The following is a 21,380-nucleotide window of genomic DNA, read 5'->3' as shown; positions in this document are numbered from 1 at the left end:
ACCATCAGGCCCATATAGAGCGCCCAGCGCCACCGACCTGTAGGAAGCCGCCCTGATGAGCCCATCGTTCGATGTCGTGGAACTCGCCACGACCTATGCCAACAAATCCGCCCAGGACATCCTCAAACTCGCGTTTGCCGAGTTCGGCGATGACCTGTGGATATCTTTCAGCGGCGCCGAAGACGTGGTGCTGGTAGACATGGCCTGGAAGCTGAACAAGAACGTCAAAGTGTTCAGCCTCGATACCGGCCGTCTGCACCCCGAGACTTACCGCTTCATCGATCAAGTGCGCGAGCACTACAAGATCGACATCGAACTGGTGTCCCCGGACTACACGAAACTTGAACCGTTCGTGAAGGAAAAAGGCCTGTTCAGCTTCTACAAGGACGGCCATGGCGAGTGCTGCGGCATCCGCAAGATCGAGCCGCTGCGCCGCAAATTGTCCGGCGTGACCGCCTGGGCCACCGGCCAGCGTCGGGACCAGAGCCCTGGCACCCGCAGCGCCGTCGCGGTGCTGGAAATCGACACTGCCTTCTCCACTCCGGAACGCACCCTGTACAAGTTCAATCCGCTGGCGCAAATGACCAGCGAGGAGATCTGGGGTTACATCCGCATGCTCGAACTGCCTTACAACAGCCTGCATGAGCGCGGTTTCATCAGCATCGGCTGCGAGCCGTGCACCCGGCCGGTGCTGCCGAACCAGCACGAGCGTGAAGGTCGTTGGTGGTGGGAAGAGGCGACGCAGAAAGAATGCGGGTTGCACGCCGGTAACATTATCAGCAAGTCGAAGGTGTAATCCCCTACCCTGTGCAATCCCTTGTGGGAGCGAGCCTGCTCGCGATAGCGGTGTAACAGTCGACAATAATGTTGAATGTCAGTCCGTAATCGCGAGCAGGCTCGCTCCCACAGGGTTAGTGTTCCGCCTACAAATGTGTACACACGAATGTCACCATAGGTGCCATTTATGTGTGCATTTTTTGTTTCTGCGCCCCAAATGGTTACATCCTCCCTTCCTGCATTCCTTCGTAAACCTTCCTCGCGAATCCGGCCGAAAAATAAATACCTGTTCATACGGTCAATATTTATCGTCTTAATTTCAGTCACTTATTGCCTATCAATAACAAAACGAAATTAGCAGCAAAAATCATAGACCTGTGGCTGGCATGGATCTGGCTTAAGTGCATACATGTTTTGTATACAATCAGCTCAAAACATACACACACTCAAGATCCGCAAGCCTGAAGCGCCCTATCCCGTACAGGCTGCAGATGCCCCGTAACCAATGATGCTTGTCGCCCGCGACGAAGATTTGTCGAGCCAACGCTCATGCACAGTCATCGCGACGCCAAGCTCGGAGCCTGCCGGAATGCGTACTAGCCTCTCCAACAACATCGCGCTGGATCTGCCCTCCTTTCCACCCACCGCTCACGATCAGACCTTTCAAGAACCTGTGGTGCTCAGCCCGCGACTGCACAACAAAGACCTGGCGCCGACCAAAGCCGAAGGCCGGCGCTGGGGCCGCTACAGCATTTTCGCGCTATGGACCAACGACGTTCACAACATCGCCAACTACTCCTTCGCCATCGGCTTGTATGCGTTGGGCCTGGGCGGCTGGCAGATTCTGCTGTCGCTTGGGATCGGCGCAGCGTTGGTGTATTGCTTCATGAACTTGTCCGGCTACATGGGCCAGAAAACCGGGGTGCCGTTTCCGGTCATCAGCCGGATCAGTTTCGGTATCCACGGGGCGCAAATTCCTGCACTGATCCGCGCCGTGATCGCCATCGCCTGGTTCGGCATTCAGACATACCTCGCCTCGGTTGTGTTTCGCGTGCTGCTGACAGCGGTGCATCCGGGCTTCGCCGATTACGATCACGATTCGATCCTTGGCTTGTCGAGCCTGGGCTGGGTGTGTTTTGTCGCCATCTGGCTGGTGCAACTGGCGATCCTCGCCTACGGCATGGAAATGGTGCGGCGCTACGAAGCGTTTGCCGGGCCGGTCATTCTGCTGACCGTCGCGGCCCTCGCCGCCTGGATGTACTTTCAGGCCGACGCGACCATCGCCTGGTCGATCCGCGAGCCGCTGACCGGCGGCGAGATGTGGCGCAATATCTTCGCTGGCGGCGCGTTGTGGCTGGCGATCTACGGCACGCTGATTCTCAACTTCTGCGACTTCGCCCGTTCATCGCCGTGCCGCAAGACGATCAAGGTCGGAAATTTCTGGGGCCTGCCGGTGAATATTCTGGTGTTCGCCGGCATCACCGTCCTGCTGTGCGGTGCGCAATTTCAGATCAACGGCCGGATCATCGAAAGTCCGACGGAAATCATCGCGTCGATTCCCAACACCTTCTTTCTGGTGCTCGGGTGCCTGGCATTCCTGATCGTCACCGTGGCGGTGAACATCATGGCCAACTTCGTCGCCCCGGCCTTCGTACTCAGTAACCTGGCGCCGAAATACCTGACCTTCCGTCGCGCCGGGCTGATCAGCGCGACCATTGCGGTACTGATCCTGCCGTGGAACCTCTACAACAGCCCGTTGGTGATCGTGTATTTCCTGTCCGGTCTCGGCGCCCTGCTCGGCCCGTTGTATGGCGTGATCATGGTCGACTACTGGCTTGTACGAAAAGGTCAGGTCAACGTGCCGCAGTTGTACAGCGAGGATCCCGCCGGCGCTTATTACTACAGCCGTGGCGTCAATTTACGTGCGGTGGCGGCGTTCATTCCTGCAGCGCTGATCGCCATCGTCCTGGCGCTGGTGCCGGGTTTCCACCTCGTATCACCCTTCTCCTGGCTGATCGGCGCCGTTATTGCCGGGATGCTCTACCTGCTTATCGCCAAGCGGCAGCCCCACTACGCGGACGTCAGCGGTGAAGCCATCGCGGTCGACAACGTCAGCCATTAACCCCACGACGGCCCGGCATCGTCGGGCCGCAGAACCACCCGCTATAAGGACTTCCCATGCGAATTCTCGTGGTCAACGTCAACACCACTGAATCCATCACCCAGGCCATTGCGCGTTCGGCGCAAGCCGTGGCCGCGCCAGGCACCGAAATCATCGGCCTGACGCCACATTTCGGCGCCGACTCCATCGAAGGCAATTTCGAAAGCTACCTGGCCGCCATCGCTGTGATGGACCGGGTGATGTCCTACGACCAGCCTTTCGATGCGGTGATCCAGGCCGGTTATGGCGAGCACGGTCGCGAAGGCTTGCAAGAATTGCTCAACGTGCCGGTAGTGGACATCACCGATGCGGCGGCGAGCACGGCGATGTTCCTCGGTCATGCCTATTCGGTGGTCACTACGCTGGACCGGACGGTGCCGCTGATCGAAGACCGCCTGAAACTGTCCGGGCTCTGGGACCGCTGTGCCTCGGTGCGAGCCAGTGGTCTGGCGGTGCTGGAGCTGGAAGCCGATCCGCAGCGGGCACTGGAAGCGATTGTTCGTCAGGCTGAGCGGGCGGTGGTTGAAGACAAGGCCGAGGTGATCTGCCTCGGCTGCGGCGGGATGGCCGGGCTGGATGAACAGATACGCCGGCGCACCGGGGTTCCGGTGGTGGATGGTGTGACGGCGGCGGTGACCATTGCCGAATCGCTGGTGCGGTTGGGGTTGTCGACGTCGAAAGTGCGGACGTATGCCACGCCGCGGCCGAAGAACATCGTTGGCTGGCCGGGGCGGTTTGGCCGGTAGACCGCGTTATCGTTCATCGCGGGCAAGCCACGCTCCCACAGGGATCTATGCCGTTCACAAATCCCCTATTTGCCCGCGATGGCAGCATCGCTGTCCAAAGCCAGGCTCAAACCGCACTGAACCGCGCCCCCAATCCCTGCTCCGCAAACTGCTCAATAATGAAATCCACAAACGCCCGAGTCTTGCCCGGCAACAATTTGTGCTCAGCGTAATAGATAGAAATATTGCCATCGTCGACATACCAATCGGGCAACACCCGCTGCAACGTTCCGGCCTCCAGATACCCCGCGGCAAACGGCATGCTCACCAGCGCAATGCCCAACCCCTGAGCCGCGGTCGCACAGGCCGCTTCCGAATCGCTCATGGTCATCCGCGCCTTGAGTGTCAGGGGACTGTGTTGCCGAGTGCGACTGGTCAACTGCCAGGAACGCACGCGCCCCGTCTGCGGCGACCGAATGAGGATGCCATCGTGATGCTTGAGATCATCGGGCTCGACGATCGCCTCGCGCTCCGCCAGATAGTCGGCTGAAGCCACCAATACCCGATGGGCTGGCGTCAGCTTGCGCGCCACAACGCCTTGCGGCAGCTCGAATCCCCCACCGATCGCGGCATCGAATCCCTGAGCGATCAGGTCGACCTGTCGGTTATCGAAATGCCAATCCGGGTTGATTGCCGGAAACCGCCGCAGAAACTCGCCCAACAGGGGCACGACATACAAACGGCCGAACATCGTGCCCATGCTGACTTTCAGCGTACCGGCCGGGCGTCCTTCGGCGCTGGCGAGGTTTGCCACCGCATTCTGGATGGTGAGCAGACTGGAACTGACTTCGCCGAGAAACAACTGACCGGCCTCGGTCAACGTCAGGCTGCGGGTGCTGCGCTGAAACAGCCGCACGCCGAGGTGCGCCTCAAGTTTTGCCACACTCTTGCCCACCGCTGCGGGTGTCAGGCTCAGTCGCCGCGCGGCTTCGGCAAAGCTGCCGACTTCCGCACTGCGCACGAAGCATTCGATACTGCTGAAGGTTTCCATAGGCGCCACTATAAACTTCTGGTTTACACAGACTATCGCAATTACCGGCTACTCAGCGTGTAATCGGGAATCGATACTAGGCTCCATCAACCGAGACATCTCGCCTCGGGATTTTGGAGATCGACATGACTACTCAGAACCTCAGCGGCAAAGTGGCTTTGATTCAAGGCGGGTCCCGCGGCATCGGCGCTGCCATCGTCAAACGCCTGGCCGCTGAAGGCGCGACCGTTGCCTTCACCTACGTCAGCTCCACGGCCAAGGCCGAAGAACTGCAACACAGCATCACCGGCAGCGGCGGCAAAGCGCTGGCCATCAAGGCTGACAGTGCCGACGCCGAGGCCATTCGCAACGCCGTGAGCGCCACCGTCAAAGCCTTCGGACGCCTGGACATCCTGGTCAACAACGCTGGCGTGCTGGCCGTGGCCCCGCTGGAAGATTTCAAACTCGAAGACTTCGACCAGACGCTGGCGATCAACGTCCGCAGCGTGTTCATCGCCACCCAGGCTGCCGCAAAACACATGACCGAAGGCGGTCGCATCATCAACATCGGCAGCACCAACGCCGACCGCATGCCCTTCGCCGGTGGCGGCCCTTATGCCATGAGCAAATCGGCACTGGTCGGCCTGACCAAGGGCCTGGCCCGCGACCTCGGCCCGCGTGGAATCACCATCAACAACGTGCAACCGGGCCCGGTCGATACAGATATGAACCCGGCCAGCGGCGACTTCGCCGAAAGCCTGATCCCGTTGATGGCGGTGGGTCGTTACGGTAAAGCGGAAGAGATCGCCAGCTTCGTCGCTTACCTTGTGGGACCGGAAGCCGGTTACATCACCGGTGCCAGCCTGACTATCGACGGCGGTTTCGGTGCCTGATACGGATCAGTCAACACACAAACTGTGGGATCGAGCTTGCTCGCTCCCACAGTTGCCTGTGTCATGCTGCCTGTCGCGTTAAGCCCACTCAAGCGCGGGCAAACCGCAAGCACCTGGCGTGAACGCTCTCAACGTACGAAGAATGCCATCCGCGTGTGCGTATTTTTCGTCAGCCATCGCCGCATCGGGAATCGCAATCGCCGTCATCCCCGCCGCTTTCGCCGCCGTGACACCGAACGGCGAATCCTCGAACACCAGGCAATCTTCAGGCGCCACGCCCAGGCGTCGTGCTGCCGTGAGGAAAATATCCGGCGCCGGCTTGGCTGCGCCAACCTCCGGGTCATCGGCCGTCACAATGAAGTCGAACAGCGCAAACCAGTCGCGGTGCAACGTGGTTTTCTGGCCGAACGACTGACGCGAAGAACTGGTGCCCACCGCAATTGGAATGTTGTTGGCCTTCAAATGCCGAACCAGCTCCTCTGCACCAGGCATCGCCAACGCTGTAGGAAAACGCTCGCGCATCAGCGGCTCGCGGATCACCAGGAACTCCTCGGCGGTGATCGGCAGCTCCAGCGCCTCGACCACATAACGCGCCAGATCGCCCGCGCCGCGGCCAATGATGTTCTGCTTGACGCTCCAGTCGAAGGTCCGGCCATAGCGCCCGGCAATGATCGACGTAACCTCGGTGTAAATGCCCTCGGTGTCCAGCAGCAAGCCGTCCATATCGAAAATCACGGCTTTGATCGGGCCGAACTCTTTCAGCGGTGCATTCATCGCATCTGATCCGTTTTTAATGACATCCCGACCGACTCCAGTACGGCTGAATCGCGGATTTGATTAAAGGGTTCAGCAGCATAACGAGCGCGGCCGACATAGAGCAACGGGCAATCTCCCGACGGTCCAGCACCGGTTCGGAAGTGCTGCCGATGATTTAGCGATTTGCCCTACACCAAACGCCTCCTTTCCCGACTTCTTTCCCCGTTGATCCCCCGCAAAGTCTCGCGATCAAAATTGATCCGCGCGAGGGACTGCGAATGTTCAACCCCGACAAGGTCCTGGCCTTGAACAACGCCATCGGATTGCTCGTGGTCGCCGCCATGAACCCGGGGCAACCGGACGTCGAAGCGTTGCTCGGGGATTTTCGCCTCTGCCTCAACGACTACGACGCCTGGGCGGAAAACTTCTGGACCGGTTGGGCGCTGGACGTCGAGCAGGTGTTCAAGGTCGGCAACGACGTTCGCTTGAGTGCACCGAAGGACTCCACCGCGCCTGTCAGTTCGACACTCGCCACGTGCCCGGCCAGCGGTCCGTTGACGCTGGTGCACCTGTTTGAAGCTGCGCGTTTCGTGCCGATCGGCGATACGCCGGTGATGCTCGAACCCCTGCTGGCCGAGGACAACGGCGTACCGACGTTTGGCGAGCCGATTCACAAAGTCATTGGCCCCAGCGGCATTCTCGAAATCCCTGAATGCTGGCGTGGCCAGCGTTACCGCATCACGTTCTTTCCCGACGTATCCACCGAACACGTCAAAGCGCTTTACGCCTCTTATCAAAGCGTGATCGACGAACTTGAAGGTTGGTTGCGCAACGAATGGACAACCGAGTTTCAACCGCTGTGGGCGGGTTTTACCGAGGCAGGTTTCACTGAACGCTATGGCCTGCTGCAGCGGGCCGATTGGCGTGGCTTCGAGAAATCGCTGCACGGTTTGTGGGATGACGTGAAGCAGGTATTTGCCCTGATGGCAGACCTGCAAGCCAACAGCGAAAAACTCCTGGAGTACCTGAGCGAGGTTGAGCTCGAAACTCTGTTGAACGCATCGACCGAAGCCATCGCCAACGTGCTGCTGGTGTTAAGCGATGAGCCGTTGATGTTCATTCACCTCGCGGCCTTCACCAGTTGGTTGCGCCTGTTGCCACCGCAGTACGTCGCCGAGGTGGTGGCGGAAATTCGTACAGAGATACTGATCGGTTTCCTGCTGGTGCGCCTCACGGGGCCTGCCGGATTGCATGTCGGCATGAGCGCCAAAGTACTGGGCAAGATCAAGTCCGAGCGAGCCCGACAATGGCTGGCGGCGGCAAGTTCGCGCCTGGCCGGGCTCACGGCGGGCGCTGACCTTACCCGTCACGCAGGTGCGCTTAAACCTTTGATCGTCAATGCCCGGGATGCGCCGCTCAAACCTGCGCCAGCGGTTCCAATGCGCATTACCGACCGTCAATCAGCGGTTGTGCAGGTCAACAATCCACTCGCCATTGCCCGCAACAAATCCCAAACCAGGACCCGCCTGACCCGGCAGGAACATCGCGATGATGCCTCCGCCCCGGCGAAAAACCCGAACGGCGACAGTGTCGATTCAGCGGACAACACCGCGACCAACGGCTGCCCGGTGTCGATGGTCACCGGCGAAGAACTGCTGACGCTGATCGATGGCTCGCTGGATGGTCTGTTGCCGTTCGAGTTCACCCGCGTTTATCGCACCAGTGCCGTCGAAATCGACGGCGGGCTCGGATTTGGCTGGAGTCACTCCCTGGCGCACCGGTTGGAAATCGATGGCGACAACGTCAGTTGGATCGACCACGAAAACCGCTGCATCACTTTCCCGCTGCCGAACAGCGAACGACCGGCCATCCACAACAGCCTGTCGCGGGCGGCCATTTATCTGGGGGGTGAGCCGGAAGAACTGGTCCTCGCACTGGCCGGCGAAGCAACGCGCTTTTACCACTTCCGGACAGGACGACTGACGGCGATCAGCGACGCTTATGGCAACCGGCTGACGGTGCAGCGCGACAGATCCGACAGAATCACGCGCCTCGACAGCGGCGCAGGGCGTTCACTGCGATTGCGCTATGAGCGCCGACACCTCGTCGCCGTCGAGTATCAGAGCTTTCACCCAGCTGCCACGCTGGAAGACGCCTGGCGTACCGAGCAGACACTGGTTGCCTATCGCTACGACGCCTGTCATCGCTTGATCGAAGCCACCAATGCCCTCGGTGAAAGCGAACGCTACGACTACGACGGCCAGCAGGTCATTTTGCAGCGGCAACTGGCCGGTGGCGCGAGTTTCTTCTGGGAGTGGGAAGGGTCCGGCAAGGCTGTGCGATGCGTCCGACACTGGGCGTCGTTTTCGCAAATGGACACGCGGTATGTCTGGGATGACGCGGGCAGTGTCACGGTCCGCAACAGTGATGGCAGTGAAGAGGTTTATCAACACGACGACCGCGCACGCCTGGTACGCCGGGTCGGGCTGGAAGGTGGCGAAGCGCTAAAGGCCTATGACGATAAGGGCCGTCTGGTTGCCGAGCAGGATCCGCAGGGCGCGGTCACTGAGTACCGTTACGACGATGTCGGACGGCTGATTGCGCTGACTCCATCGGAGGACGAGCCCACGTCCTACGAGTACCGCAACGGTTTCCTGCACGCGCGGTATCGCGGCAAAGCGGTGTGGAAGTACCAGCGCAACCCTCAGGGTGACATCACCGAGGCGACCGATCCTGACGGTGAGACGACCCACTATCACTACGACGAAAAAGGTCAGTTGCTGTCGATCCGTTACCCGGACAACAGCCGTCATCTCTTCGTCTGGAATACCTTGGGGCAACGGGTCGAAGAAACCTTGCCGGGCGGTGGTCAGCGGCGGTTTTCCTACGATGCGTTGGGCCGGCAGACGACTCGTCAGGACGAACACGGTGCGGTCACCCGCTATCAATGGGACGCCGTGGGCAGGCTGGTTCTTACGACGCTTCCCACGGGCACCGTCCGCGCCTTCAGCTACAACGCCTACGGCAAGATAACCGCCGAGCGCGACGAACTGGGCCGCGTCACGCGTTACGAATACGCCGACGATTTGCACCTGGTCAGCCGCCGGATCAATCCCGACGGAACTCAGCTGCGTTATCGCTACGACAACGCACAGCTGTTACTCACCGAGATCGAAAACGAGTCAGGCGAAAAATATCGGCTGGACTACACGCCCAATGGCTTGATCCGACAGGAAACCGGATTCGACGGCCGTCGCACCGCGTATGCCTACGACCTCAACGGTCATCTGCTGGAGAAAACCGAGGCTGGCGACGATGGCTCGCAACTCGTCACCGCTTATGAACGAGACTCGGCCGGCCGCTTGCTGGTCAAGACCCTGCCCGACGGCATCAAGATTCGATATTGCTACGACAGCCTGGGACGGCTGGTCAGCGTTGACGACGGTCACGATCACCCGTTGGAATTCGAGTACGACCAACAGGATCGGCTGATCACCGAACACCAGGGCTGGGGCACCCTGCGTTATGGCTACGACGCCTGCGGCCAGCTCAAACGGATGCGTCTGCCGGACGGCAGCAAACTCGATTATCGCCACGCCAAGGGCGGCGCGCTGACCGCCATCGATCTCAACGGCACGCGGCTCACCACCCACCAATCCACCTTCGGTCGCGAACAGCAGCGCCAACAAGGCCTACTGCTAAGCGAATTCTCCTACGACGATCAAGGCCGCCTGAAGGCGCATGCCGTCAGCCAACACCAGCAACCGCTGTACCGCCGCGATTATGCCTACAGCCTCAACGGCAATCTCGACAGCCTCGCCGACAGCCGCCACGGCCAGCGCAGTTACCACTACGATCCTCTCAACCGACTGACCCGCGTCCGCCACTCTCGCGACCAGCCACCGGAAAGCTTCGCCCACGACCCGGCCGGCAACCTGCTGATGCAGGACCGCCCCGGCCCGACCACCGTCAACGGCAATCGCCTGCTGAGGCAGGGCGACCGGCGCTATGACTACGACGCCTTCGGCAACCTGATCCGCGAACGCCGCGGCACCGGGCAAAAACTGGTCACCGAATACCGCTACGACTGCCAGCACCGGCTGATCGGCGTCACCACCCCGGATGGCCGCTGCGCCAGCTACCGCTACGACGCCTTCGGCCGCCGCATCGGCAAAACCGTCGACGGCAAAACCACAGAATTCTTCTGGCAAGGCGACCACCTCGTCGCCGAAAGCAGCCGCGAGCACTACCGCAGTTACGTTTACGAACCGGGCACTTTCCGTCCGTTGGCCATGCTTGATGGCAAGGGACCGCTAAAGGCATGCCCGTTCTATTACCAACTCGACCACCTCGGTACACCGCAGGAACTGACGGATTACAGCGGCGAAATCGTCTGGGCAGCCCAATACAACGCCTATGGCCGCCTCACCCGCCTTAACCGCGACACCCACCAGATCCTCGACCAGCCCTTGCGGTTTCAGGGGCAGTACTTTGATGCCGAGAGCGGCCTGCACTACAACCGCCATCGGTATTACCAACCGGATGTTGGACGGTACCTGACGCCGGATCCGAGCAAGCTGGCCGGAGGATTGAATCAGTACCAGTACACGCGGAGTCCGACGGGGTGGGTTGATCCGTTGGGGTTGAGTGAGTGTCCGGGGACGGGGAAATGCGGAACCGTAACAGGGGTTGAGGATCCTGCCGCTAAGGTTAAGACTGATGAGGAAGGCCCCACCGCTCCATCCCCAAAAACAAACAAGCGTTACTTGTACCGAGGAGACTCGAGGGAGGACTGGGAGATTTTTGAGACTGGATTTGAGCCATTGGGGGACAGCATGGACATTTATCTACACGCACATGACAACCGAAGCCCTCCCAGTTTTTTTGTCAGCACCTCAACCTCAGAAAAGGAAGCAATAAAGTTTGCGACCGGTTACGGATTTGAAAATGGCTTCGTGTACGTAATAAAAAACATTCGTGGAATTAATGTGAATAAAAAACTAGGTCTGCTCTCACCACACAAGGGTGAGGCCGAAATTGCTATGCCGGGAGGAATAGCTAGCAAAGATATTCTAGGTGTAACCCCTGTGCGCGCTGATGGCAGCTATGAAGGTTATTCAATCCCTAATCCGAACAGAAAGCCATGATGAAAATAATAGAGATACGTACAGACATCCGAGGGGTCATTAAGAACGCGGTGATCGAATGCGATCGGAAACAGCTATCGTTAACCCTGGTGATGGAAAACGGCATAAAAAAAACATATACGGCCTATGATCTTTACGCTTGTTTTGGCCTATTGCGAGCGGACTTTCCTGAAACGAAATTTTTATGCAAAGGCGCCAAACTCAATGTGTATCCCTCGCGCATGTCATCGCAAATGTCCTCGGGGTTAGTGGCGTATGAATTGCAGTTGGGCAGACCGACCGAACCTGATGACGTGGTTAACATCTTTGATTACGAAGAAACCGACATTACAAGTGACATTCAGAAGCAGCATGATTTTTACCAGCGCTGGCTCGCGTCTTTGGACGGCTAAACTCTGTGCGTGTTAATACTTACTCTGCCGGATTTAAAAGCGCACTAGCACGGGGGTGAAAAGAGTCTTAATTATCAGTGCATACCCAGCGGATAGCTGGGTTTGATACCGCGCACGTACTCGGCGACTTTTCATTGAAAAAAGATCAACTCGGCTCGTCGGAGCCATCCGTACCCGCAACATCCGGATCATCCGGCAGCGCTTCAACATCAGTATCAGTTCGCTTTACATCACTATCAGGCACCTGCTCCACCCCCGCCTCGTCATCATCCGGCGGCCGCTGATCGCGACTCAGCGAGTCGGTCGGCGAAGGCAGTGGGTACTCCGGGGTATCGTCATCGGTGTCTTTCGGGCCAGCGTTCATAAGTCACCTCTCAAGGGGCCTGAAAAACAGGTCCTGACATTTTGATGACAGCGTGACGAACGCAGTTCGATCAGGGGGACGATCGGTCGCCCCGATCGCAGCGACTGATCATTGTTCGTCTTCGTCGTCATCCTCGTCTTCAAACTCTGACTGGCCCATGTCACCCGCCTCATCGGCATCGTTGAGCGGCACCGTTGCATCATCCATCAGCGACCCCGGATCTTCATTACCCGGATCATTGATAAATGGTAGTCCGCTCGGACCTTTTTCTTCCTTGCCTTCGGTTTCAGGTGTCATGGCATACCTCTCGATATTCAGGTGTGTATGAAGTTCGAGGCAGACTGGGAGCAAACGTTCCGGAGTACTTCTCGCGCAAACGAAAAAACCCGGCGCCAGGCCGGGTTTCTACTGTCATTCGCTATCGGGTCAGCGATGTTTATTCCTGTGTTTATTCTTGTGTTTGTTTTTGTGCCCGTTTCCGGAATGGGAACTGCCACTGTCGGTGCCCAGGTTATTGCCCACCGCGCCACCCGCTGCACCGCCCAGGCCTGCGCCGATAGTGGAACCGGTCGAGCCGCCGAGGCTGTTACCAATCACCGAGCCACCCGCCGAGCCCAAACCACCACCAACGGCCGCTGCGGTGCGACTGCCTTTAGGCGCGCCAACCGCACTGCCCGCCGCGCCACCCACACCTGCGCCAATCGCTGCACCTGTGCTGCCGCCCATTTGCTGGCCGACCACGTTACCCAGTGCACCGCCAATACCACCGCCAACAGCCGCGGTGCCATCACCGGCAGCCATCGCACCTTGAGCGACCAAAAGTCCCAGAACCAACGTGGACAATGTCAAACGCATGATATGAACCTCTAATTCCGCATCGGGGGAAAAGAACGCGCTGCGGATCGGCGGAGTCTAGCACCTGCCCCACTGAATCCGGTCAGCGATGACGTTTGGACCGCCAAAGATGCGCTAGCTGCGAAGAAGAAACAGCCAGATACAAAAAGCCCGGCATCAAAGCCGGGCTTTTGAACTGATCACTCAGGATCAGTGACGCTTGTGACCCTTGGCCAGATTGCTGCCAACGCCACCGCCCAACGCACCGCCCAAACCAGCACCGATGGTGGAACCGGTCTTGCCGCCCAGGCTGTTGCCGATCACCGAACCACCAGCTGCACCCACACCGCCGCCGATCGCCGCCTTGGTACGGCTGCCTTTGCGTGCTGCCACGGCACTGCCGGCTGCGCCCGCAACACCGGCACCAATCGCTGCGCCGGTGCTGCCGCCCATGCTTTGACCGACGACGTTACCCAGCGCGCCACCCAGACCGCCACCCAGCGCGGCCGTGCCGTCGCCAGCAGCCATTGCACCTTGAGCAACCAAAAGCCCCAGAACCAGGGCGGGCAGTGTTAAACGCATGACAAGAACCTCAAAAATAGGGGGAAATCAAAAAGGGTCGAGATTGAATGCTTTAGCAGCGAGAAAGTCCAGACGCACGAACCCGACCTCGCCATTGGCGACGGTTGGACAACGTTTATGGAAAAGGTTTTATGACAGGCAAAAAAAAGCCCGCTGGGGAGACGGGCCAGGTGTTGCTTTCTAACGGATGAGTTGAGATTACGTAGGACCTTGTGAAAACTTTGTGAAAAGGCCGGACCAAAAAAAACAAGCCTCGACAAAAATCATTCAGGCATAAAAAACCCCGCTCGATGCGGGGTCTATTCATGGAAGCTACTTCCTGACCGGCGTCGCTACCTTGGGTAGAAATTTCGCCTTCGGTCCCTGGTGCACCATGGTTTTCATCTTGCCGAGCTTGACCTTGTCGTCACCAAAGCCCGACTCATAGTCTGTCTGGCCACACTGCACGCAATTGTTGATCGGAAATTCAGCCCCGTCGTCTTCGATATACGGATCAGCCATCTTTTCACCCCTCTCAAAATGCGGGATCGACACCGGCAAGCCCTATTTGCCTGAAACATATCGACCACCAAGCTTTTGAGACTAGTCGGTCATTACCGGACTTGTAATTCATATCACCGATGCCCGACGAATGGGCTACACCGCTTCCTACAAAACCAACACAACAATTCGTACCGGACTCACCTCAGTTTAACCGCCGTCCCGGTGACGAAAACCACCACCATCCCGCCCTTCCCGGCCGGCATGCTGATCTCGAAATCGAGCCCCACCACGGCATCGGCCTGAATCGCCCGCGCCCGTTCCTTGATCTCATCGGTCGCCTGAATCCGCGCTTCTTTCAACGCACGCTCCAATGTCTGAGAGCGCCCGCCGAAGAAGTCGCGCATCCCGGCGAACATGTCCCGAATAACGTTGACGCCCTGCACCGACTCGGCGCTGACAATGTCCAGGTAGGCGGTGATCTGTCGGCCTTCGATGGCGTGGGTTGTGGTGGTGATCATAGGTTTTCCTTTTTCATGGCCCTGGCACTCAAGGCAACCGGGATAAATGTTGAGCCAGCGCATCAAACGCCGGCAACGGGATGGGAAGCGTACCGAACAATCACCCTCTCGTCCGAGGGATCGACCACGGCTTTGGGCACGATCTGTTGGCCATTGAACCGACCGTCATTGCGTAGCATCTCGCCAAACCGCGCCAGGTCCCGCAGACCGGTATTCAAGGCGCCGCCGGCAAACGGAGTGCCGATGGAGTCCACCGTAAAATAGGCGAACGCGCTGCCGTATTCGCCTTGCCATTAGCCACATTAAGCAGTGGTGGGCGGGACATATTCTGGCCTCCGTCCCCTTGTTGCCCAGTGTGACAAGCTCAGCCCAGGATGCCCCTTGAGCCCCATAAAAGTCCCTTGGGACATTTTTCAGACGCCAGAAACCACAAACCCCCGACTTTCTCTAGGAAAATCAGGGGTTTGTGTTTTACAAATTTGGCGGTGAAGGAGAGATTCGAACTCTCGATACAATTTCTTGTATACACACTTTCCAGGCGTGCTCCTTAAGCCACTCGGACACTTCACCGTATCTCGTCAGACATGTTCTGTCTGTCGAGGCGCGCTAATGTAGTCGAAAGCTTTTCTGATGGCAAACTTTTTTTGCAGAATTTTCATGCGGTTAGCGATTTAGACGTTCTGCGGGTCTCTGGGCAAGGCAAACCCGCCAATCTCCGGCTTCGCACCCTCTTATCTATATAGAAGGCGAGGCATGGCGGGCGTGGCGGGTTGGGCTTGCCCGGAGGGGAAAGTGTGACTGGCGGGTCAGTCACGGCGCTTTACCTGGCCTGCGACGGTGGGTAACGTCTGCCTCAACTTTCATACAAGGAATAGCGTCATGAGTGAGTTGATTTCCTACCACCTCGAAGACGGCATCGCGACCCTGACTTTGAGCAACGGCAAGGTCAATGCTATCTCCCCGGACGTGATTGCTGCGTTTAATGCTGCGCTGGATCAGGCGGTGGCTGATCGTGCAGTGGTGATCATTACCGGTACGCCGGGGATTCTGTCCGGTGGTTATGACTTGAAGGTGATGACAGCCGGCCCTAAAGAAGCCGTGGCGCTGGTGACGGCCGGTTCAACCCTGGCCCGTCGCCTGCTGTCGCACCCGTTCCCGGTGATCGTTGCATGCCCGGGTCATGCCGTGGCCAAGGGTGCGTTCCTGTTGTTGTCGGCGGATTACCGCATCGGTGTCGACGGCCCGTTCAGCATTGGTCTGAACGAAGTGCAGATTGGCATGACCATGCACCACGCCGGTATCGAGATCGCCCGTGATCGCTTGGGCAAAGCGGCATTCAACCGTTCGGTCATCAATGGCGAGATGTTCAATCCGCAGGGTGCCGTGGTTGCAGGCTTCCTTGACGTGGTGGTATCGGCTGAAGAGTTGCAGGGCGCTGCACTGGCGGCGGCGCGTCAACTGAAGAAGATCAACATGAACGCACACAAGAACACCAAGCTGAAGGTGCGCAAGGCACTGCTGGAAACGCTGGATAACGCAATCATTCTGGATCAGGAACATATGGGTTAAGCCCAAGCGTGCTACACCGAAAAGCCCGACCGTCGTGTCGGGCTTTTTCATACGAGCTCTGTTGAAAAGCCTACAACCGCTCTAGAACACGTCTGACCAATAAGTCGGAAACATGCGCTCAAACATCGGCCATCTCCTACCTTTTAGCGGCAATTGCCGAAAACAGTGCACATCCGTACACTGCGCCACCTTTTGTCCCGGTGGGGCCTGCAAATGCTGTTCGTGCTTCGTATGTTATTGATGGGCTTGCACTTTATCCTGGCCGGTGTACTCGGGGTGATTCTGGGTCTGTGTCGGCCGTTCAATCCTGACAACAGCCGTTTGTGCGCGCGTCTGTATGCGTGGCCGGCGATGTGTATTTTGCGTTTGCGGGTGAAGGCCGAGGTCGGTCCGTTGATGGACAAACCTGACAGCTGCGTGATCATCGCTAACCACCAGTCCAACTACGATCTGTTTGTGTTCGGCAATGTGGTGCCCCGCCGCACCGTGTGCATCGGCAAGAAGAGCCTGAAGTGGGTGCCGTTGTTCGGCCAGTTGTTCTGGCTGGCCGGCAATGTGTTGATCGACCGTGGCAATGCGCACAAGGCGCGCCAGTCCATGTTGACCACGACGCACACCTTGCAGCATGAAGACACCTCGATCTGGGTATTCCCGGAAGGCACGCGCAACCTCGGTGAAGAACTGCTGCCCTTCAAGAAAGGTGCTTTCCAGATGGCGATCGCGGCGGGTGTGCCGATCGTCCCGGTGTGTGTCAGCAGTTACGTCAAGCACATGCGATTGAACCGCTGGCGCAGTGGGAAAATTCTGATCCGTTCACTGCCGGCGATTCCAACCGCCGGACTGAGCCTGGACGACATGCCCCTGCTGATCGCCCAGTGCCGCGAGCAGATGCGCGATTGCATCGCCTCGATGGATCGGCAACTGCAAGCCGCGTGAAACGAAACCCGCCCTGTGCGGGTTTTCTTTTGCCTGCGAGCTTCGAACTCTGCAGATTTCACTGACTCTCAAGCAGCAGACAAGGCTAAGCTGATCAATGCCTGCTACTGCCACCTGCCAAATAAGAAGTGAACCTGAATCATGGGTAGAGTTGTTGCTGCTGCGGTTTACAGCGCTGGAAAGAAAGTCTCCAATATTACCCTCGACGAAGGCGCGGCCTGGGCCGCCAAGCCCGGCCACTTTGTCTGGATCGGCCTTGAAGAACCAAATGCCCAAGAGCTGACGAACCTGCAACGCCAGTTCAACCTGCACGAACTTGCCATCGAAGACGCCCTGGAAAAACACAGTCGACCGAAGCTGGAAACCTTCGGTGATGCCCTGTTTATCGTCACGTATTCGCCGATTCGCAACGAAGGCAAACTGGAGTTCATCGAGACTCATATCTTTGCCGGCAATGGTTACATCATCACCGCCCGGAACGGTCACTCGGCGTCCTACGCCCTTGTCCGACAGCGTTGTGAGGCGCGTCCGCTGTTGCTGGAGCACGGGGAAGATTTCGTACTCTATGCCATCCTCGACTTTGTGATTGAAAACTACCAGCCGGTAGGCGAAGCAATCCATGCCGAGATCGATGAGCTCGAGCGAAACGTGCTGTGCAGCGCGCTGAATGAACATGACATCCAGAAGCTTCATGGCCTGCGCCGAGACGTATTGCGCCTGCGTCGTTATGCGGCGCCGATGGTGGAGATCGGCGAGGAACTGCAGAAACTGAATTTTCCGTTTATCGACAAGAACATGCGCCCGTATTTTCGTGATGTGCAGATTCATGTGACACGGCAGATGGAAGACCTGACAACCCTGGCGGATATCGCCAGCCAGACGATTGAAGTCGGGGTGTTGCTGGAGGCCTCACGGCAAAGCGTGGTGCAGCGCAAGTTTGCGGCGTGGGCGGCGATTCTGGCGTTCCCGACGGCGGTGGCCGGGATCTACGGGATGAACTTCCAGAACATGCCGGAGCTGACCTGGCATTACGGGTATTTCGCGGTGTTGGGGTTTATAGCGGTGGGGTGCGTGAGTTTGTGGGGGAGTTTCAAGAAGTCAGGGTGGCTTTGACAACCCATTGCTCCCGCTGGGCAGCGAAGGGGCCCCAAAGGATGGGGCTGCTACGCAGTCCAGCGGGAGCAAGCTCCCTCGCCACAAGTGTTGTGCCAGCCTGCTAAACCGACTGCGCCTCTGGCTTATGCGCCACAAACCGCATCATCCACTCCGCAACGGTGGTGCCGTGATGCTCATGCTCAAGGCTTGCCATGCCTTTCGAATAAATCTGCTCGCCCAGCACTTCCTGGCGAATATCCAGCAACGCCCGCGAGTAATCGTGAATGAACTCCGGATGCCCCTGGAAGCACAGCACTTGATCGTTGATGTGGTAAGCGGCAAACGGGCAGAAATCGCTGGAAGCGATGACCGTGGCGTTTTCCGGTAGCGACGTCACCTGGTCCTGGTGACTGATCAACAACGTCAGCTCTTCGCGCAGCGGGCTCATCCACGGCGCCTTGGCCGCCAGTTTGTAGCTGTGCGTGCCGACGCCCCAGCCCTGGGTCGCGCGCTCGCTCTTGCCGCCCAGCAGCAACGCCAGCAACTGATGGCCGAAGCACACCCCCAGCAGTTTGTCGCCGCGTTCGTAACGGGTCAGCAGGTAAGCACGGAGGGTTTCGATCCACGGGTCGGTGCCGAAGGAATCGGCCTTGCTGCCGGTGACGAGATAGGCGTCAAAAACCTCATCATCGCTTGGGTATTCGCCCTGCATCACGTTATAGACGGTGAACTCGGCCGCGATAGGCTGCTGCGAAAACAGACGCTGGAACATCTGCCCGTAACCCTGATATTGATCGACCAGTTCCGGACGCAGGATGTCGGTTTCCAGAATGCAGATGCGTAACGACATAAAAAATACCTGACACGTGATGGGAATAATGCACACCCCAGAGCCTGCCTCGAAACAGGGTGACAAGGCAAGCCCCGAAGTGCGTCATCGGTCCCTTAAAACGCCTCCCCGCTGGCGGCTTTTTGCAGCAGCAACGCCGGTGGTGCGAACCGTTCGCCGTACTGTTCGGCGAGGTATTGCGCGCGGGCGACGAAGTCTTTCACACCGTACTGGTTGATGAACTGCAGCGCGCCACCAGTCCAGGCCGCAAAACCGATACCGAAGATCGACCCGACATTGGCGTCCGCCGTCGATGTCAGTACGCCCTCTTCCACGCAGCGCACGGTTTCGAGGGCCTGCACGAACAGCAGGCGATCGCGCACATCCTTTGGCGAAATCTGTCCGTCGGCTTTCTCGAAGCGGGTTTTCAACTCAGGCCACAAATGCTTCTGGCCACCGGCCGGGTACTCGTAGAAACCACCGCCCGCGGCTTTGCCTGGACGCTTGTATTCGTTGAGCAGCAAGTCAATCACGGCAAACGCGGGATGCTCAATCAGCGGTTTCCCTTCTGCTTGCAGGTCTTTGGCGGTTTGCTGGCGGATATGGCTCATGAGACTGAGGGAAACTTCGTCGGAGATCGCCAGAGGCCCGATCGGCATGCCAGCCTTGCGGGCTTCGGTCTCGATCATCGCTGCGCTCACGCCTTCGCCAAGCATGGCAATGCCTTCGTTGGTGAAGGTGCCGAACACTCGAGAAGTGAAAAAGCCACGACTGTCGTTGACCACAATCGGCGTTTTCTTGATTTGCAGTACGAAATCGAACCCTCGGGCCAGGGTTTCGTCACTGGTGTGGGCGCCTTTGATGATTTCCACCAAGGGCATTTTTTCCACGGGGCTGAAGAAATGCAGGCCGATGAACTTGCTCTGGTCCGGTACGGCGGTGGCGAGACCGCTGATAGGCAAGGTCGACGTGTTGGAAGCAATCACTGCGTCAGGGCCAACGATAAGTTGCGCGGCGGAAGAGACTTTGGCTTTCAGTTCGCGATCTTCGAACACGGCTTCAATGATCAGATCGCAGCCGGCCAGATCGGCATCCTTTTCGGTGGTTTTAATTCGCGCCAGCACTGCATCGCGCTGCTCGGCGCTCAACTGGCCGCGGGCAACTTTCTTGTCCAGCAATGCCGCCGAATGTGCCTTGCCCTTCTCCGCTGCCGCGAGGTTGATGTCCTTGAGCACCACGTCGATGCCCGCCGATGCGCTGACAAAAGCAATCCCGGCGCCCATCATCCCGGCGCCCAAAACGCCCACTCGACGTGTCACATAAGGTGTAAACCCGTGAGGCCGCGAGCCGCCCGCATTGATCTCGTTGAGCTGGAACCAGAAGGTGCCGATCAGGTTCTTCGAGACCTGGCCGGTGGTCAGCTCTGTGAAATAACGGGTTTCGATCAGGTGCGCGGTATCGAAATCCACCTGCGCGCCCTCAACCGCCGCGCAAAGAATTTTCTCCGGCGCGGGCAGGCAGCCCTGGGTTTTAGTGCGCAGGATCGACGGCGCTATCGCCAGCATCTGCGCGACTTTAGGATTCGATGGCGTACCGCCCGGTATCTGATAGCCCTTCACGTCCCAGCGCTGTATAGCCGCTGGATGGGCGATGATCCAGGCCCGGGCCTTGGCCAGCAGCTCTTCGCCATCCGATGCCAGTTCATCGATAAGACCCGCCTGCAAGGCTTGCTGTGGGCGGACCTTCTTGCCTTCAAGCAGATACGGCAAGGCTTTTTCCAGACCGAGCATGCGCACCATGCGCACCACCCCGCCGCCGCCCGGCAACAGGCCGAGGGTGACTTCCGGCAAACCGAGCTGCACCGATGAATTGTCCAGTGCCACGCGGTGATGGCATGCCAGGCAGATTTCCCAGCCACCGCCCAGCGCCGCGCCGTTGATCGCGGCGACGACAGGTTTACCCAGGGTTTCCAGGGTGCGTAACTGGCCCTTCAGCGTCAGCACCATGTCATAAAACGCTTTGGCTTCAGGCTTGCCGACCTTGATCAGTTCATTCAGGTCGCCACCGGCGAAAAACGTTTTCTTGGCCGAGGTGATGATGACGCCGGCGATGCTGTCTTTTTCAGCCACCAAACGGGCGACGCAGGCAGCCATGGCCTCACGGTAGACCGCGTTCATGGTGTTGGCGCTCTGGCCCGGCATGTCGATGGTCAGGACGACGATCTGGTCCTGCCCTTTTTCGTAACGGATTGCTTCGTTCATGGCTCTTGTTTTCCTGAAAATCGGGGGC

Annotated in this window: 19 protein-coding genes, 1 tRNA gene and 1 pseudogene; 9 read left to right on the top strand and 12 right to left on the bottom strand. The window is 58.5% G+C overall.

The annotated features are described in order from the left end of the window. Window positions 1-55: 55 nt before the first annotated feature. The 3 genes from ACM6IQ_RS09530 to ACM6IQ_RS09520 all read left to right on the top strand — a co-directional run bounded on the left by ACM6IQ_RS09530 (window position 56) and on the right by ACM6IQ_RS09520 (window position 3,684). The gene (locus ACM6IQ_RS09530; RefSeq protein WP_414878599.1) at window positions 56-796 is read left to right on the top strand and encodes a phosphoadenylyl-sulfate reductase; all 741 of its coding nucleotides are present in this window, start codon (window positions 56-58) and stop codon (window positions 794-796) included. A 570-nt stretch (window positions 797-1,366) separates the two neighbouring features. Further along, complete coding sequence (locus ACM6IQ_RS09525) at window positions 1,367-2,899, top strand: NCS1 family nucleobase:cation symporter-1 (protein ID WP_414878598.1); 1,533 nt, start codon at window positions 1,367-1,369, stop codon at window positions 2,897-2,899. Window positions 2,900-2,955: 56 nt separating this feature from the next. After that, the gene (locus tag ACM6IQ_RS09520; RefSeq protein ID WP_414878597.1) at window positions 2,956-3,684 is read left to right on the top strand and encodes an aspartate/glutamate racemase family protein; all 729 of its coding nucleotides are present in this window, start codon (window positions 2,956-2,958) and stop codon (window positions 3,682-3,684) included. 106 nt (window positions 3,685-3,790) lie between these two features. Here the strand turns inward: ACM6IQ_RS09520 and ACM6IQ_RS09515 are convergent, their stop codons facing one another. Beyond that, entirely contained in the window at window positions 3,791-4,714 is a 924-nt protein-coding gene (locus ACM6IQ_RS09515; protein WP_414878596.1) for a LysR family transcriptional regulator, read from the bottom strand. A gap of 125 nt (window positions 4,715-4,839) precedes the next feature. Between ACM6IQ_RS09515 and ACM6IQ_RS09510 the strand changes: the two genes are divergently transcribed. After that, window positions 4,840-5,586, top strand: coding sequence for a 3-oxoacyl-ACP reductase family protein (locus ACM6IQ_RS09510; RefSeq protein WP_017337443.1), 747 nt, complete (start codon window positions 4,840-4,842; stop codon window positions 5,584-5,586). A gap of 78 nt (window positions 5,587-5,664) precedes the next feature. Here ACM6IQ_RS09510 and ACM6IQ_RS09505 read toward each other — a convergent pair whose 3' ends face one another. Beyond that, window positions 5,665-6,360: an HAD-IA family hydrolase gene (locus ACM6IQ_RS09505; RefSeq protein ID WP_414878595.1), complete on the bottom strand. Its 696-nt coding sequence runs from the start codon at window positions 6,358-6,360 to the stop codon at window positions 5,665-5,667. Window positions 6,361-6,620: 260 nt separating this feature from the next. Here ACM6IQ_RS09505 and ACM6IQ_RS09500 point away from each other — a divergent pair, with 260 nt between their 5' ends. Together ACM6IQ_RS09500 and ACM6IQ_RS09495 are read left to right on the top strand one after the other, a co-directional pair. Then, a complete protein-coding gene (locus ACM6IQ_RS09500) occupies window positions 6,621-11,489 on the top strand; it encodes an RHS repeat-associated core domain-containing protein (RefSeq protein ID WP_414878594.1) in 4,869 nt (1,622 codons plus the stop codon). Further along, window positions 11,489-11,881 (top strand): hypothetical protein, encoded by a 393-nt coding sequence (locus ACM6IQ_RS09495; RefSeq protein ID WP_414878593.1) that lies wholly within the window; start codon window positions 11,489-11,491, stop codon window positions 11,879-11,881. Before ACM6IQ_RS09500 ends, ACM6IQ_RS09495 begins: the two co-directional genes overlap by 1 nt. Window positions 11,882-12,026: 145 nt before the next feature. On the opposite strand, the gene ACM6IQ_RS09490 is transcribed toward ACM6IQ_RS09495, so the two are convergent. From ACM6IQ_RS09490 to ACM6IQ_RS09455, 8 genes and pseudogenes are all read right to left on the bottom strand, one after another. Continuing rightward, complete coding sequence (locus ACM6IQ_RS09490; RefSeq protein WP_414878592.1) at window positions 12,027-12,245, bottom strand: hypothetical protein; 219 nt, start codon at window positions 12,243-12,245, stop codon at window positions 12,027-12,029. 108 nt (window positions 12,246-12,353) lie between these two features. Further along, window positions 12,354-12,542, bottom strand: a complete 189-nt coding sequence (locus ACM6IQ_RS09485; RefSeq protein ID WP_414878591.1) for a hypothetical protein — start codon at window positions 12,540-12,542, stop codon at window positions 12,354-12,356. A 129-nt stretch (window positions 12,543-12,671) separates the two neighbouring features. Continuing rightward, a complete protein-coding gene (locus ACM6IQ_RS09480; protein WP_017337436.1) occupies window positions 12,672-13,100 on the bottom strand; it encodes a glycine zipper domain-containing protein in 429 nt (142 codons plus the stop codon). Between the two features lie 189 nt (window positions 13,101-13,289). Continuing rightward, on the bottom strand, window positions 13,290-13,661 hold the full coding sequence (locus tag ACM6IQ_RS09475; protein WP_017337435.1) for a hypothetical protein: 372 nt from the start codon (window positions 13,659-13,661) through the stop codon (window positions 13,290-13,292). Between the two features lie 312 nt (window positions 13,662-13,973). Beyond that, window positions 13,974-14,162 (bottom strand): hypothetical protein, encoded by a 189-nt coding sequence (locus ACM6IQ_RS09470; protein ID WP_414878590.1) that lies wholly within the window; start codon window positions 14,160-14,162, stop codon window positions 13,974-13,976. A 179-nt stretch (window positions 14,163-14,341) separates the two neighbouring features. After that, the gene (locus ACM6IQ_RS09465) at window positions 14,342-14,662 is read right to left on the bottom strand and encodes a YbjQ family protein (protein WP_017337360.1); all 321 of its coding nucleotides are present in this window, start codon (window positions 14,660-14,662) and stop codon (window positions 14,342-14,344) included. Between the two features lie 119 nt (window positions 14,663-14,781). Next, window positions 14,782-14,931: pseudogene (locus ACM6IQ_RS09460) on the bottom strand (6-aminohexanoate hydrolase); the annotation flags it as partial. A gap of 211 nt (window positions 14,932-15,142) precedes the next feature. Next, window positions 15,143-15,232, bottom strand: a tRNA-Ser gene (locus tag ACM6IQ_RS09455). Between the two features lie 309 nt (window positions 15,233-15,541). Here ACM6IQ_RS09455 and ACM6IQ_RS09450 point away from each other — a divergent pair. The 3 genes from ACM6IQ_RS09450 (at window position 15,542) to ACM6IQ_RS09440 (ending at window position 18,280) form a co-directional block, all read left to right on the top strand. Further along, window positions 15,542-16,231, top strand: coding sequence for a crotonase/enoyl-CoA hydratase family protein (locus ACM6IQ_RS09450; protein WP_414878589.1), 690 nt, complete (start codon window positions 15,542-15,544; stop codon window positions 16,229-16,231). 213 nt (window positions 16,232-16,444) lie between these two features. Then, the gene (locus tag ACM6IQ_RS09445; RefSeq protein WP_017337357.1) at window positions 16,445-17,167 is read left to right on the top strand and encodes a lysophospholipid acyltransferase family protein; all 723 of its coding nucleotides are present in this window, start codon (window positions 16,445-16,447) and stop codon (window positions 17,165-17,167) included. Window positions 17,168-17,308: 141 nt separating this feature from the next. Further along, window positions 17,309-18,280 carry a magnesium and cobalt transport protein CorA gene (locus ACM6IQ_RS09440; RefSeq protein WP_017337356.1) on the top strand — a complete coding sequence of 324 codons (972 nt, stop codon included), beginning with the start codon at window positions 17,309-17,311 and terminating at the stop codon, window positions 18,278-18,280. A gap of 103 nt (window positions 18,281-18,383) precedes the next feature. Here ACM6IQ_RS09440 and ACM6IQ_RS09435 read toward each other — a convergent pair whose 3' ends face one another. Then, complete coding sequence (locus ACM6IQ_RS09435; RefSeq protein WP_414878588.1) at window positions 18,384-19,112, bottom strand: amidotransferase; 729 nt, start codon at window positions 19,110-19,112, stop codon at window positions 18,384-18,386. 95 nt (window positions 19,113-19,207) lie between these two features. Beyond that, window positions 19,208-21,352 carry a 3-hydroxyacyl-CoA dehydrogenase NAD-binding domain-containing protein gene (locus tag ACM6IQ_RS09430; RefSeq protein WP_414878587.1) on the bottom strand — a complete coding sequence of 715 codons (2,145 nt, stop codon included), beginning with the start codon at window positions 21,350-21,352 and terminating at the stop codon, window positions 19,208-19,210. Between the last annotated feature and the right edge of the window lie 28 nt (window positions 21,353-21,380).

It is taken from the genome of Pseudomonas sp. IT-P100, from assembly GCF_949767185.1.
GTDB classification, from domain to species: Bacteria; Pseudomonadota; Gammaproteobacteria; order Pseudomonadales; family Pseudomonadaceae; genus Aquipseudomonas; species Aquipseudomonas fluorescens_B.
This window is presented reverse-complemented; position numbering and strand designations above follow the sequence as displayed.